We start from the raw sequence: 15049 nt of genomic DNA on the forward strand, positions 1-15049 counted from the left end.
ATGCCCTACCTTACAAAGTCCACAATCGCTGATGTTAATTATGGTTTATGTTTCAAGTAACATCAGGCAAGCATTTTAATTTATTTGTTCACAAACAAACTAGCAAACAAAAATCCTAATTTTCTTGTAACACTGCTTTAAAGTGCAAGCTACGGGGAACCAAAAAATCCAGTGATTTTAAGCACCTAGCCTCAAAGGGCGACAATCTAATTCCGTGTCAACTCTGCTACCATAAGTTCGAGGTAAATTTGTGTAGCAATATTTCATTTCAGTTAAAGCCGCAAATAAATCTTCTCTACCTCTAAAACCTTCTAAACGCTTTTGGACAATACCGTTTTCAATCAACAATAAAGTTGGAAGTGTTGTGAGTTTGTAGGTGGTAGATAGTTTGAAGTTATCATCAGCATTTACTCCAACTAACTTAATTTCTTCGCCACATTGAGATTTAAATTGAAATAATAAAGGTTTTATGATGCGACATAAGCCACACCAAGGTGCTTCAAAATTAACTAAAACTGGAACTTGAGATTCTAAAACTTCTTTTGTAAATGTCCGTTCATTAACCGACAACACCATGATGCCTCTTGAACTAAATGGTTTTCATATTATCATTCCTTGCTACGATCGCTTTTGCATTTTGATTGCAAAATAGATCTATAGACTTTTATACTCACATATACTTAAAGCAACATTATCTACTTTGATAATTGCTTGCTTGTTTCATTTTCCGGTGCGCCTCTTGCTTTAAATAAGCAAAACTCCTCTAATTTGGAAATGACTTGCCTTCTTTAACCCAGAAGTCTTGTTGTAACCTATAGACTACATAGCATTTTTGTTATATAGCGATGACAAACAAGTAGCTGTTTAAATTTTGACTTCTAATTAGTGAAAGCTGTCGGCATCTAATATAACCGATAGATTGGCAAAATTGGCGTAAATTTCCCTGTGAAAGAGGTAGATAGCACAATCGACTATATACTATTAAATCTCTACTTTCTCAAAAAAAACACCCCCTAGACAAAACTATATTCGACAGAGGGCAAGCTGAATCCCAAGGACTTATACTGTACATAACAAAGCATATGAGTTTGTTATTTTGCCTGCCCTCTAAACAAGAAAGTCACATCCACTTGTTACAGATGTTTGAGTTTATCCTACATTGAATCGGTCGCAACTGAAGGCTATTGAAACTTCAATATTTTTGCCCTCCAATGCTTGCTGCTGTAAGTGTTGAAGTGACCCAAACGGTCTACCATTCTACTCTACTAGTTAAACTCATCAACAAGGGGTGAGACCACCAAAACAAAAGTACAAAACAGGCTACTCCCAAATAAGCAGGACGTAAAAATTCCTTTGCCTTGATTGATTGACGACCATCGAGAACTGCCGCAAAAGGAATAATACTAGTGCGTCGCTTTACTTCTTCAAAGGCTTCACCATAACGTGCATACAAACGGCGATCGCCATGCCATACCGCAAATAAATGATGTATTACTAAACCGATAGAGGTAACAAGTGTAAAAGTAGTACCTATCCATAAAGTGTGAGCAACACACCAAATTATTTGTCCTACCATTTGTGGGTGCCGGGTAATACGAATAATTCCAGTTTCGTACATATGAACTTGTGGCTTGGAGATAGCAGCAACTTCCAGTAGATTAAATGTAGAAGGATATAAAAATACAAAAGAAATTGCCGATAATACCCAGACCAAAGTTTGTATTCCGGGCACATTTTGTACCTGCCAAAGCTGCAAACCATCATAACGATGGTTAAAAAAGTAAACAATTAAGATTACAGCTAATACCAGGCTGACAAGTGCAAATAAAATCCGATAAAGCCTTGCTCCTATGAGCTTTTCTGCTTTTTCACGCAAGGCTGCTCCTCCACTGTGAGCAATTGCAAAAGTCAATAACAGTCCCAGCATGACACAATGAGTGGAGGTAAACACGTTAGGCACAATAGTATACATAGATAAAGTTAAAGAAATTTAGAGCCTCAATATCCCTAGTACAACCAATACCACATTCATTCAAAACAAAGGATTTTGGTCAAGATGTTGAGAAATCTGTCTTTTTCGAGTAATACCTTATTAAGCGTTTAATACGCATTGTTATCATTCATGTCTTGTCAAAATAAAACTATGAAAGCCCGAATGTTACTAATACTACTCATGCACAAACTTGTGGGTTGAGCCTTATGTCTGACCTTCCTTTCACTTTAGATCAGTTACGAATACTCAAAGCAATTGCCGCAGAAGGGAGTTTTAAGCGTGCTGCTGACAGCCTTTATGTCTCCCAACCAGCAGTTAGCTTGCAAGTGCAAAACTTAGAAAGACAACTAGATGTGCCCTTATTTGACCGTGGAGGTCGTCGGGCACAATTAACTGAAGCTGGGCACTTGCTTTTGAGTTATGGAGAAAAAATTCTCAGTCTCTGTCAAGAAACTTGTCGTGCTATTGAAGATTTACAAAATCTTCAAGGAGGCACTTTAATCGTTGGTGCTTCTCAAACAACTGGGACTTATCTTTTGCCCCGAATGATTGGTATGTTCCGACAGAAATATCCAGATGTGGCGGTGCAGTTACACGTTCATTCTACTCGTCGCACAGCCTGGAGCGTAGTTAACGGACAAGTCGATTTGGCAATTATTGGTGGCGAGATTCCCGCAGAATTAACGGATTCAATCGAAAAGATTCCTTATGCTGAAGATGAATTGGCATTAATTCTACCTGCGTCTCATCCATTCTCTAAACTTGAAACCATTCAAAAAGAAGATTTGTACAAATTGCAGTTTATTGCTTTAGATTCGCAATCGACTATCCGTAAAGTCATCGATCAAGTGCTAACGCGCCATGATATCGATACGCGACGTTTAAGAGTTGAAATGGAACTTAATTCCATTGAAGCAATTAAAAATGCCGTGCAATCTTCTTTGGGAGCCGCTTTTGTTTCAACTAGCGCTATTGCCAAAGAGCTACAAATGGGAATGCTTCATTTCACTCCAATCGATAGTGTAGTTGTCAAGCGGACGCTGTGGTTGATTTTTAATCCCAATCGCTACAGATCGAAAGCCGCAGAAGCCTTCAGTCGAGAAATACTACCTCAGTTTGCCGCACCTGGATGGCATATAGACATGTTAAAATCATCACATACTGCTATACCAGTAAATGGGCTAGAAGTACAGGCATCCAACTTCAAAGAAACCTAATGTAGGTTAAAAGTTTTTTGTCATAGTAATAACTGCGAACTGTTCTGACTTAATTAGTAAGACAAAAATGATTATACGTTTTCTGCTATTAACCCTTGTTAAGTAGAAAAAATTATGTGTAAATATTTTTGTCGGATTACTTGAATCCAATTTTACCGTTCGCCGTCCTAGACAAATTGCTCGTGACTTGTGACTAAAAATGGAAATTTACTGTACTCGTCCCCAGTGTCCCCATCCACAAAACCATTTTGCCGATCTAGACAACAACGCAACTCTGAGAACGGCTAACCAAAAATACTGCACCGCTTGTGGGATGCCTTTAATTTTAGCCGGACGTTATTTACCAATAAAGCTGCTTGGAAGAGGGGGTTTCGGAGCAGCTTTTTTATCGCGCGATCGCTATACTCCAGGTATGCGGCAATGCGTTGTAAAACAGTTTCTGCCAGCCGGAAATTTGAGTCCAACTCAATTAAAACTTGCTCAGGACTTATTTGAAAGAGAAGCAGTAGTTTTAGAGGAGATTGGCTCGCAACACGAACAAATCCCCGACTTGTTCGCTTTTTTTCCTGTAATAGTTCCTGGCTTGCAAACAAACGAGCAAAACCAATTTTTCTATTTGGTACAAGAACATATTGATGGAGACAACTTAGAAGAAGAATTAGTTAGTAAAGGGAAATTTTCTGTAGAAGAAGTATTATTTCTGCTGCATTCAATTCTGCCAGTACTGCAATTCGTTCACGATAAAGGAATTATCCACCGGGACATTAAACCTTCCAACATAATGCGTCATCGTAACGGTAAGCTTTTCTTACTAGATTTTGGCGCGGTTAAACAAGTAGCAAACAGCCCCTCTGGGGCTGGTAATTCTTCTACCGGAATATATTCTTTGGGATTTGCGCCACCAGAACAAATGTCTGGAGCAGAAGTATTTCCTTCCACTGATTTATACGCTTTGGCTGTAACTGTCATTTTGCTATTAACCGGACAAAAGAATGTAACTGAGCTATTTGATGCTTATAGCAATAAGTTGCAGTGGCAAGATAAGGTACAGGTTAGTCCTCATTTTGCCGAAATTCTAGAAAAGATGCTTCGCAGTGCGCCAAGTCAACGCTTTCAATCGGCAGAAGAGGTATGGGCTGCTCTTGATGAGTCCGCGCAACCACTACCAGAGACTTCATTAAATTACCACCAGCCCCAAGCAATATCACAACCACAACCTCCACCACTTCCAAAACCTTCTACAAAAAAATATAGTTCCCAAGTCGCAGAATTCTCTACCTTAGAATTATTAGCCGGTTCTGCCTTTAGTGGATTTGAAGGTACATTAATTTCTATAGCTTTTTTAAGCTTACTTCAATCACCTCCTATCACTTTTGTCACTTGTGCTGTAATTATAGGAATATTGGTTTTTGCTCAAACCAGGCGATGGATTGAAAAGTGGGATTTAGTAATTATTCCCGCCATCAGTTTGTTAATTATGATTTTTATTCCATTGTTACAAGGTGGGCTTGGCATTCAAGGAATAGTTATTTTATCTTTAGCTGCAAGTTTAGTTGCCGTTGCTCTAACATCACTCTTTCGTCTTATATATAAAATACTCTCTTCAATGATTTAACTGTTTTCAGATATATATAGGAATACGTTTTGATTTCTGAATAACTCGTAGGGGCTAGGTAACAGAGAATAGGGAATAGGAAATAGGGAACAGAAAATGTACTGGGTATTTTCCAAAATTCAAATAGGAATCCTATATTAATTTAAAGTTAACCATTTTAAGTTAACCTAAGCATCATTAATGCTAGATAAACAGACGTTAATATTAAGCTTTATTAAATTAGCTGTAATCATAAATTACAAATAATGAATTATAAGTAATAGTTGCAAAATTTACCATTATTTAAATAGCAGAAATGGAACAAGTTGATAAAGTTGCTAAGAGTTATCTTGAATCAGGAGATTTTTTCAAGATATATTGGCACTAACTGAATTAATGCAATTTATTTTGCTTATAAATTTTCTTGATATCAAACTTTTGAATCAAGACTATATTTCAACGAAGCAAAACTAAATGGATATCAAGTTATTGTTTTAAGCATGTTTTTGATTGATATCTGATTCAACTCAGTTTGCAGCGATGAAAATCTCTGTATTCGGCAACATCAACATATAAATTCTGTAATTTATCAATCAAACTTTATTGATAGGTGCATTTGCTAATAATGTTTTTTGTTTCACTCTATAAAAGTAAATCCGCACAGAGTTAAAATCCCTATTCTCTAGAAAGTCAATCACTATATTTATGGCGCAGAAAAACGAGACAAAGGTTTTAGTTCTAGCCCTACTAATTACTCTCGGTATAGTAGGTGGAGTATATTGGTGGTTGGCTAGAAGCTTTGATATCCCATTAGGTTCTATTAGTAACAATCAATCTCAGCCGAATCTGCAATTTGCTGGTTCTGGTTTTGCTTCCGTACAGAAAGTTCCTTCTGGATTATTTAGCTACGGGGGTAGCACTACATGGGCACCTATTCGTAAAGAAGCTGATTCTGCGATTGCAACAGCTTTACCTAAATTTCAACTCCGCTATACAAATCCAACTAAAGGTTCCCCCGGTTCTGGTAGCGGTATCAAAATGCTGTTAAACAATCAGTTGGCTTTTTCTCAATCTTCACGCGCAGTCAAGGATAAAGAATACCAACAAGCACAACAACGGGGTTTTAAGCTTCAAGAAATTCCCATAGCTATTGATGGTATTGCTATTGCTGTCAATCCTGAATTAAATATCCCAGGGCTTACCTTAGCTCAACTTAAAGATATTTACACTGGAAAAATAACTAATTGGCAAGAAGTCGGTGGAAAAAATCAACAGATTGTACCTTATTCTAAAATTAGTGAGGGAGGCACTGTTGAGTTTTTTGTTAACAACATTTTAGAAAAAGAAGAGTTTAGTAAAAATGTTGAAAAAATTTCTACGACTACTGAGGCTTTGAGAAAAGTCAATCAAAATCCAGGAGGTATTTACTATGCTTCTGCACCGGAGGTTGTTGGACAGTGCGGAATTAAACCTTTACCTATAGGAAGAACCCAGTCCCAATTAATTCCACCTTATCAAGAGCCATACGTTCCAAATTCGGATTGTCCGCAAAAACGTAATCAACTAAATGTGGATGCTTTTAGAAGCGATGAATATCCCATGACTAGACGCTTGTTTGTAGTGGTTAGGAAAAACGGTCAAATTGACGAACAAGCAGGCATGGCTTACGCCAATTTACTACTTACAGATGAAGGTCAAAAGTTAATTTCTAAAGCAGGATTTGTCAGAATTAGATAATGTAGGCTGGCTAAAAGCTAATAGTATAATTTTATTTGATAATTTTTTATTTACTATTAGCTATTTAGCCATTTATTTGCAGGACTTACGGACTAAGGCTGTCGCCGAACTTTGGTAACGGAGCATTGCACAAAGGCAATAACGCAGGAAGAAAATTCAACACTGCGCTTCGCCTTGCCCATAAGAAAAATATTTCTATAGTGTAAATCCTAATAAAAAACACTAAGAGAATAATATTTGAATTTAAAAACTATATTTAAAATTGCTATCAATAGACTGGCTACAGCCGTCGATTATAAATAAATCTTCGAGGACTAAGCTGAAAGCAATTAAAATCTATATACACTGGCAAAATTACAAATTGGAACCAGTTATGTGGTACGAATATATCAATAAAAATATGTTGCCGTCGCATTAATGACGGTGGTGCTGTAGAGCTATTTGTTCAAAATCTTTTGGGCGATGAACCTATGGCTCACATTGTAGAATTTGTTTCTAATACTACCCAAGCTTTACAAAAAGTAGCAGCTAGTACTAGGGTATTTCCGCACGCTTAAGCCCCAGAAGTGGTTCCTCAATGTTCAATCAAACCCTTGCCGTTGGGGCGAACGCAAGGGAATACGTTGTCCCTACCAAGAACTATTCCTCCTCCCTTCAGAATGTCCTAGGTCGCGCAACAAATTGAACATTGAGGCTTTTCAGTCTGGCAATTACCCGATTACCCAAAATTTGTTTGTGGTGGTCAAACAAAACGGGCAAACCGAACAACAAGCAGGTGTTGCTTATGCTAACTTTTTACTCACTCAGCAAGGACAGGAATTTATATCACAAACCGGGTTTGTTAGAATCCGCTGACTCTTACTTATGAGAAAAGCTAGCTGGCTTTATTAATTGACTCTGCTGGCAAGCAGATTAAGTTATCCCCTTGAGTAAGGATTAGACCGCGCTGACGCAACTTACCCATTAGGCGGGTTACGGTGACGCGAGTCGAACCGATTGCACTGCCTATTTGTGCATGAGTGAGGGGAAAGGGCAGACAGTAGCCATGAATTACTTCGGGGTCACTTTCGCTCATCGCCGGTTCTCCATACTCCTCAATCAATAAAGTGAGGAATCCTAAGAGCCGGTCGATAGTGCGTCGCTGCCCCAAGGCGCTCAACCACAGCAGTTTACGCTGGTGTTGATACCTAAAGGCATCCATGACTTCACGGCGAAAATGAGGCCAATTATCTAAATCATGCCAGTACATCCACAACACCGCTGTTTGGTCAACATGGGCGTATGACTGCAAAGTGAAAGGTGATTGAGCAACAATTTCAAATGGCTGTCCCGCACCAACAAAACCCAAGAATGCTTCTTCAGGAGTTCTGTTAATCCGGCGAGACGTTAACTGAGAAGCAGTGGCACTGACTTGAGCGGTTCCCACCATGCGGATCGCACCCCTTTGCACCAAATACAGCAATCCAGGTCTAGCTGGAATTCGCTCATCTTTGCTAAAGGTGCGGCAGCGATAGTGTTCTTGTGCCCAATCAAGAATTCGTTGCCAAGTTAAAAATGGACGTGATGCCTCAGAAAAAGAGGATGGAGATTGCATAGGTAACAAAGAGCGTTCGGCTGAAGACAAAGACGACATAAAAAGGTGCAAGGAGTGTCTTTGTGAAAGGCCATCTTAGGCTTGAAACCTAAGTGCCAGCTATCCAAAAGGTAGAAAGCTGAGCTTCTACTCTTTTGTTATACTTCTTACTGTACAATGTTTGTAGTAAAGTTTACCCAGAATTCAATAAATTTTATGCAATTCTAATATTCTTTCAACAAATATAAAGATATGTCTAAAGACGGATGACATAAAATCAATGTTTCTGGGTTTACAGTGTTGTCATCAGTATCTTATGTGCATCAAAAGTTACTAGTAAGTAAATACACAGCAATATTACAGCTAATATACGGTCAATTGACTAGAGCGGTGAGTATTTATGCTCTGTCGGAAGGAAATAAAAGTATAGAAAAAAAATATATTCCTCTATCAAGGGGGAAAAGTGATATTAAAATTTCTTATATGTCTGGTGTAGCTTTGCACCTCTCGAAATCTCATAAATCCCAGACTTTTTCTATCGCGAACTCAATTGCTTCTTGTTTGTCAGCAAGTAATGGTGGTTATTTGCAGCTTGAAATTTTACACTCAGGTTTAATTGAGATACAAGTTAGTGACTTATTCTTAGCTGCTTGGCTGCAAGGCTTTACTGATAATAATCCAAGTAGAGAAGGAAGTAATATTAACTTCTTAGCTTTTAAGCCTGCTTCTAGAATGGTTGTATCCGAATTGAACTCTAAGGTATTTTCAGTTCAATACGTCCATGCTAGGTGTTGCTCTTTGTTAAGACTGGCTCAACAACAAAAGTTAATTGACTGTGACGAATTTTCATCCGAGTCTATACCTTGGCTTAAGGATGATGGCAAACTGATTTTAAATCATCAAGCCGAACGGTGTTTGATTGCTAATTTGGTAAGACTTATAGATGAGTTAGAACCAGTTATTGCTCGTCCGCTCAAGTGGGAAGGGGCAGCACTAAGTTTAGTTATCGCTTTTGAAGGTTTTTGGTCTGCTTGTCGTATTCACGATGACTCAAACACAACTTCACCAGAAATTAAGATGGCTAGAATCGGATTAATTATGGCTACTCAGTCAGCCATAAGGTTTTTGCTTGAAGAAAAATTGGGTATACCTGCTTGTTCGGAATTATGAGTTGAGAAATTGGGAGAGCTTAGAGGTGATAGAAGGGGATTGAAAAAAAATTTTAACTCTTAACTATTAGGCTCTACTGATTCATTGATGGCTACAATATCAAGTTTATAAAGTTTTATAACCGCTATTGACTAATCAAATAGCTTGAGGTATATTAGCACTTGTGTGAGGAGCGAACCAGTAAGGGCACCGAGACGAAACACGGCCAGTCGTCGGTGCCCTTTCTGATTTTGTAAAATGTATTCGTTCCACAAGAGTTTTCATTTACCTGTGAAGCAAAGTTAAATATTTTTAGCTATCGTTTAATATAAATTTTTCAATTGCTGCGGCTACTCCATCTTGCTCTACATCGGGAGCTACCCAGTTAGCTTGAGCTTGAACTCCTGCTGGTGCGTTACCCATTGCTACGCCGATACCCGCATATTCAAGCATTTCTACATCGTTAAAGTTGTCGCCGACGGTCATTACATTGTTTTTTTGCAAACCTAGTAATTCTTCAGCTATATAGCGTACCGCAGCTCCTTTGTTTACTAAAGGGTTAGTTGCTTCAAAAAAAGTGGCTACAGATTTTGTTAGATACAGTTCTGCTGGGGTATATTGCACGCGTAAATTGTTAAGTAATTTATCAATGACTTCCGTGTCTTGACACAAAGCAAGAATTTTTGTGGGTTCATTGTTTAAACAAGAACGTAAGTCACCAACGGGAATTGGTGTAATACCAGAGCGTTGTCCGTAGAATTTTGTTTCTTCGGTTAGTTCTCGGACATAAAGTTGGTCATTTATATAAAAGTGGACGGATAAAAGCTGACGTAGTTGTGGTTGTTCAAAATAATTTAATAGTTTTAATGCTATTTCCTTATTGACAGATAAATGCTGGTGAATTTTTTGAGAAACTGGGTCTTGAATCCAAGCTCCTTGATATGCTATCAGTGGGAGATTTGAGCCAATTTGAGCGTGGTAGTGTAAAGCCGAACAATACATTCTACCAGTCGCGATCGCAACTTGAATTCCTTTTGCTTGAACTGCTTGAACTGCTTCGATAACGCGATTGCTGATTTTGTTAGATTCCCCGGCAATGGTACCGTCGATATCTAAAACTAGTAATTTAATATCTTGGGTAGATGTATTCCCCATGCTCTTAGATTCTCATGAATGTGGTTAACTCTCAGTTAGAGATTAACAGATGATAGAAACCCGGTTTTTTTGAAAAACCGGGTTTCTTAGTAACTCAAATATCTAATTCAAATTATTTGAAAAAGCCTTTTACTTTGATTTACGACGACGGAAGAAAGCTAATGCTGCGACAGAACCTAAGCCAATTATAGTTCCGGGTTCGGGAACAGAAGCTTTTGCAAAATCTGGTGTGGAAGAACTTCTGGCAATTACTTTGAAGTCAGGGCCTTTAAAACCTGCGTCTGCATAGACTCTAATGCCGCTTAAACTTGTAACTCCCAATTTTTCTAAACTTAATCCCCAAGATCCAACATCTTGTTGACCAACTTCTGTTGTATTTATATTGAAGCCAGCATCTACTTGATTAGCTCTATCAAGTCTTATAGCTTTAGTGCCTAAATTTCCTGAAGCATCGATAGCTGTAACCAATAAGTCACTGTTTTTAGTACCTCTTTCCCAGAAAAACAAACTATCTAATCCCAAATTATCTTCCTGAATAACGCTATCAAAGAATAGGTCTAATTCAAATTTTCCATCATCTTCGGTATCAATAATGTTGTTTAAATTGTTATTTCCTAAAAAAGCAGCAATTTCATTAGCTGTTGGATCTTCTGTTTCAGAGATACCTAGAGGATTGCTAGCGTTATCACCTCTATCTGTACTTGCTGCGCCAGTATTACCTTCAGTCCATTGATCGTTATGTTGAATTACAACTCTATCAACATAGTTAAATTCATTTTTATCAATTATTGTACCGTTTTGTTCAATTGAATTTAAGATGACATCTCCTGTTGCAAGATTGTTTTGGTCTAGAGTAACGTTACTTTTAAAACCTGCAGCTTGAGCGGAGTTAGCAACAAATAAAACTGAACCAACTGTTAAACCGATAGAAGTAGCTAATTTACTAAATTTCATATTATTCCCTTCTGTTTAAAACTTCTCTTTAAAACTTCTCTTTTGCAAGGCAACTTCTGTTGCGCTTTATGTTTTAATTGTGTTCCATCAGCCTTCAAGAACACATCCGCAAACATCCCGATTCATATTTAAAGTTTAGGAATGCTAAATTTAGTTGATTTTGAAGCTAGTTTTAAGTTGAGTAAACTTAGATATTAAATGCAGCTTTAGTCCTAGGCTGAACTAACTGATAAAAGCAAAAATAATTTAGGAATTTGATAAAGATAGTGTCGATGTTTATAAAGACACTTTATTCATATGCTGTATTTAGCTAACAAACTAGGGTTGTTGGGGAATAGGTTAATTAGGAAATTAAATTTTAGGATTACGTAAGTAAATCCGGTTTGTGGGAAATTATTGTTCTTTTTTAGTTGTTATGGGACATCTCATATGTTGCACAAGGGAAATGGGGAGTATTTGTAGGGTGCGTTACGACGCTAGTCTAATCCACCGAAACCTCACCCCTTCCCCTCTCCTTAATAAGGAGAGGGGTGCCCGCAGGGCGGGGTGAGGTTAAGGAAGAGAAATAGGGAGTAAATCTAGAATTTTACTTATCGACTAAAACAAATGTTCCAAAAGTGAGGCAACTGATTAAAATAAATAGATGTCCCCAATTACACGTTCTAATCAGTTGACTTCCGATATAAGTTCTCCAAAAAATCCTACATTCGTCTTGGTTGACGGACATTCTCTGGCATTTCGTTCTTATTTTGCTTTCGCTAAAGGGCGAGATGGTGGGCTTCGCACTAAAAGTGGTATACCTACCAGCGTTTGTTTTGGCTTTATTAAGTCTCTGCTGGAAGTTATGGAAAAGCAGCAGCCTGAAGCGATCGCCGTTGCTTTTGATTTGGGTTTACCTACTTTCCGCCATCAAGCTGATGATACTTATAAAGCTGACCGTCCGGGAACCCCGGAAGATTTTATTCCCGATTTGGAAAATCTCCACGAATTACTTACGGGATTAAATTTACCAATTTTGACGGCTCCGGGTTATGAAGCTGATGATGTTTTAGGAACTTTGGCGCAAAAAGCATCTCAGGCGGGATATCAAGTTAAAATCCTGACTGGGGATAGAGATTTATTTCAGTTAGTTGACAAAGATAAGCAGATAAGCGTTCTGTATTTGAACAAGGAATCTCTACAGCGTTCGAGTAAGGGGCTTAAAGAATTTCATTCGGAAGAAGTTAAGGAAAAGTTAGGAGTTTTACCAACTCAAGTTGTTGATTTTAAAGCGCTTTGTGGGGATAAGTCGGATAATATTCCCGGTGTGAAGGGAATTGGAGAGAAAACTGCGGTACAGTTGCTCGATACTTACGGTACTCTGGACAAAGTTTATCAATCTTTAGATGAAATAAAAGGTGCTGCTCGTAAGAAATTAGAAACAGGTAAGGAAGACGCTGATAAATCTAAGTTTTTGGCGAAAATAGTTGAAGATGTTCCGTTAGAAGTTAATTTAGAAGATTGTAAATTAAAAGGTTTTGATAATAGCGAACTCAAGCCGATTTTAGAGAAGTTAGAATTTAATTCTTATCTTAAAAAAATTAGCGAACTTCAACGAAAATTTAGCGGTGGTGCTGAAGAAATTGCAGAATCGGAACCTGTAGAAGTTGAAGATAATGATTTATGGTTTTGGAGTGCTAAAGACACAGAAGAATTTCAAAAGCAAAATACTTCCCCAATTCAACCGCTGATTGTTGATACGGAAGTCAAACTCAAGGAATTAGTTGCAATACTGCAAAAATTTACAAGTTCCGAAACACCTGTGGCTTGGGATACTGAAACTACCGATTTAGAACCGCGAGATGCAGAATTAGTCGGAATTGGCTGTTGCTGGGGAACTGGAGAAAAGGAAGTTGCTTATATTCCTTTGGGACATAAAGATGGCAATAATCTTGATAGAGAAATTGCTTTGCAAACGCTACGTCCAATTTTAGAAAGTGCAGATTATCCCAAAGCTTTTCAAAATACTAAATTTGACCGTTTAGTTTTACGATGTCAGGGAATTAATATAGCAGGGGTAGTATTTGACCCCATGTTAGCAAGTTATGTTCTTAATCCCGATAGCAGCCACGGTTTAAGCGAACTTTCTCAAAAATACTTGAAATTGACTGCAAAAAGTTATGTTGAGTTGGTTCCGAAAGGTCAAACTATTGCGGATGTAAGTATTTCTGAAGTCGCAGATTACTGTGGAATGGATGCTTATACTACCTTTGGATTAGTCGGAAAATTAAGGGAAGAATTGGATAAAATTCCAGTTTTATCAAAGTTATTTTCTCAGGTAGAACAACCTTTAGAGAAAGTTTTAGCGGAAATGGAATTCCAAGGAATTCGCATTAATTCGGCTTATTTAAACGAACTTTCCCAGCAGTTGGAAACTGATTTAAATAAGTTAGAAGAACAAGTACACGAAGTTGCTGGAGAAAAATTTAATTTAGGTTCTCCAAAACAGTTGAGTCAGATATTATTTGAACATTTGGGTTTAAGCACTAAATATTCTCGTAAAATCAAAACCGGATATTCTACAGATGCAGCAACTTTGGAAAAGCTGCGAGAAGTTGATGAAACGGGAATTATTGAAGCTATTATTGAATATCGGACTTTATCAAAATTAAAGTCTACTTATGTAGATGCACTTCCAGCTTTGGTTCGGGAAGATACGAAGCGGGTACATACAGATTTCAATCAAACAGCAACATCAACAGGAAGATTATCTTCTTCCAATCCAAATTTACAAAATATTCCGATTCGTACAGCTTTTAGTCGTCAAATTCGTAAAGCTTTTATCCCGGAACAAGATTGGTTAATATTAGCTGCGGATTATTCTCAAATTGAATTACGAATTTTGGCTCATTTGAGTCAAGAGCCTGTTTTGGTAGAAGCTTATAACAATAATGAAGATATACATACTGTTACTGCACGGTTAGTATATGAAAAAGATGAGATTACATCAGATGAAAGACGGGTAGCAAAAACTATTAACTTCGGCGTAATTTACGGAATGGGTTCGTTGAGATTTTCCCGCTCAACTGGTATAGATAAAAATCTTGCCAATGAATTTATTAAAAGGTTTTATACTCGCTATCCAAAAGTTTTTGAGTTTTTGGAAGGTTTGAAAAAACAAGCTATTTCTCAAGGCTATGTAGAGACAATTTTAGGGCGTAGGCGTTATGTCGATTTTACTAGTAGAAATTTAGTGAACCTAAAAAATGTCAACCCTGAAGAAATTGACTTAAGTAAATTGAAAAATTTAGGTCCTTACGATGCTGGATTATTGCGCTCTGCTGCTAATGCACCAATTCAGGGTTCTAGTGCCGATATTATCAAAATTGCGACGATAAAAATTCACGAACTTTTGCAAGATTATCAAGCAAGATTGTTGTTGCAGGTTCACGATGAATTAATTTTTGAAGTTCCTCCTGAAGAATTAGAAGAATTGCAAATAAAAATTAAGTCAGTCATGGAAAATGCAGTTGAGTTAAGCGTTCCTTTGCTTGTAGAAGCTAGTGCTGGTAATAACTGGATGGAAGCTAAGTGATGTATTTAGCAGTTATCAGTTATTAGCAAATAGCTCGATTTCTTAATTCAGCAATTCAAAATTTAAACCTATATGTTGTTCTGATTAATTTTGGTCCTGGGAG

At 37.6% G+C, this 15049-nt stretch carries 10 protein-coding genes and 1 pseudogene; 6 read left to right on the plus strand and 5 right to left on the minus strand.

Going from position 1 to position 15049, the window contains the following annotated elements:
• Window positions 1-177: 177 nt before the first annotated feature.
• Together RIV7116_RS05775 and RIV7116_RS05780 are read right to left on the minus strand one after the other, a co-directional pair.
• A complete protein-coding gene (locus RIV7116_RS05775; protein ID WP_015117338.1) occupies window positions 178-576 on the minus strand; it encodes a co-chaperone YbbN in 399 nt (132 codons plus the stop codon).
• A 673-nt stretch (window positions 577-1249) separates the two neighbouring features.
• Window positions 1250-1972 (minus strand): NnrU family protein, encoded by a 723-nt coding sequence (locus RIV7116_RS05780; protein ID WP_015117339.1) that lies wholly within the window; start codon window positions 1970-1972, stop codon window positions 1250-1252.
• Window positions 1973-2199: 227 nt separating this feature from the next.
• Between RIV7116_RS05780 and RIV7116_RS05785 the strand changes: the two genes are divergently transcribed.
• From RIV7116_RS05785 to RIV7116_RS36835, 4 genes and pseudogenes are all read left to right on the plus strand, one after another.
• Complete coding sequence (locus RIV7116_RS05785; protein WP_015117340.1) at window positions 2200-3210, plus strand: LysR family transcriptional regulator; 1011 nt, start codon at window positions 2200-2202, stop codon at window positions 3208-3210.
• A gap of 199 nt (window positions 3211-3409) precedes the next feature.
• Window positions 3410-4825 (plus strand): serine/threonine-protein kinase, encoded by a 1416-nt coding sequence (locus RIV7116_RS05790; protein ID WP_015117341.1) that lies wholly within the window; start codon window positions 3410-3412, stop codon window positions 4823-4825.
• Window positions 4826-5509: 684 nt separating this feature from the next.
• Window positions 5510-6541: a PstS family phosphate ABC transporter substrate-binding protein gene (locus RIV7116_RS05795; RefSeq protein ID WP_015117342.1), complete on the plus strand. Its 1032-nt coding sequence runs from the start codon at window positions 5510-5512 to the stop codon at window positions 6539-6541.
• A 326-nt stretch (window positions 6542-6867) separates the two neighbouring features.
• Window positions 6868-7396, plus strand: a pseudogene (locus tag RIV7116_RS36835) (PstS family phosphate ABC transporter substrate-binding protein); the annotation flags it as partial.
• Window positions 7397-7415: 19 nt separating this feature from the next.
• Here the strand turns inward: RIV7116_RS36835 and RIV7116_RS05805 are convergent.
• Complete coding sequence (locus RIV7116_RS05805; RefSeq protein WP_015117343.1) at window positions 7416-8174, minus strand: Crp/Fnr family transcriptional regulator; 759 nt, start codon at window positions 8172-8174, stop codon at window positions 7416-7418.
• A 237-nt stretch (window positions 8175-8411) separates the two neighbouring features.
• Here RIV7116_RS05805 and RIV7116_RS05810 point away from each other — a divergent pair, with 237 nt between their 5' ends.
• Window positions 8412-9284 carry a DALR anticodon-binding domain-containing protein gene (locus RIV7116_RS05810; RefSeq protein WP_015117344.1) on the plus strand — a complete coding sequence of 291 codons (873 nt, stop codon included), beginning with the start codon at window positions 8412-8414 and terminating at the stop codon, window positions 9282-9284.
• 291 nt (window positions 9285-9575) lie between these two features.
• Here RIV7116_RS05810 and RIV7116_RS05815 read toward each other — a convergent pair whose 3' ends face one another.
• Complete coding sequence (locus tag RIV7116_RS05815; RefSeq protein ID WP_015117345.1) at window positions 9576-10418, minus strand: Cof-type HAD-IIB family hydrolase; 843 nt, start codon at window positions 10416-10418, stop codon at window positions 9576-9578.
• Between the two features lie 129 nt (window positions 10419-10547).
• Window positions 10548-11372 carry an exosortase-dependent surface protein XDP2 gene (locus tag RIV7116_RS05820; RefSeq protein WP_015117346.1) on the minus strand — a complete coding sequence of 275 codons (825 nt, stop codon included), beginning with the start codon at window positions 11370-11372 and terminating at the stop codon, window positions 10548-10550.
• 643 nt (window positions 11373-12015) lie between these two features.
• On the opposite strand from RIV7116_RS05820, the gene polA reads away from it, so the two are divergent.
• Window positions 12016-14946, plus strand: a complete 2931-nt coding sequence (polA, locus tag RIV7116_RS05825; protein ID WP_015117347.1) for a DNA polymerase I — start codon at window positions 12016-12018, stop codon at window positions 14944-14946.
• Window positions 14947-15049: the final 103 nt, after the last annotated feature.

Origin of the sequence: Rivularia sp. PCC 7116 (assembly GCF_000316665.1) — a bacterium.
Lineage (GTDB): Bacteria > Cyanobacteriota > Cyanobacteriia > Cyanobacteriales > Nostocaceae > Rivularia.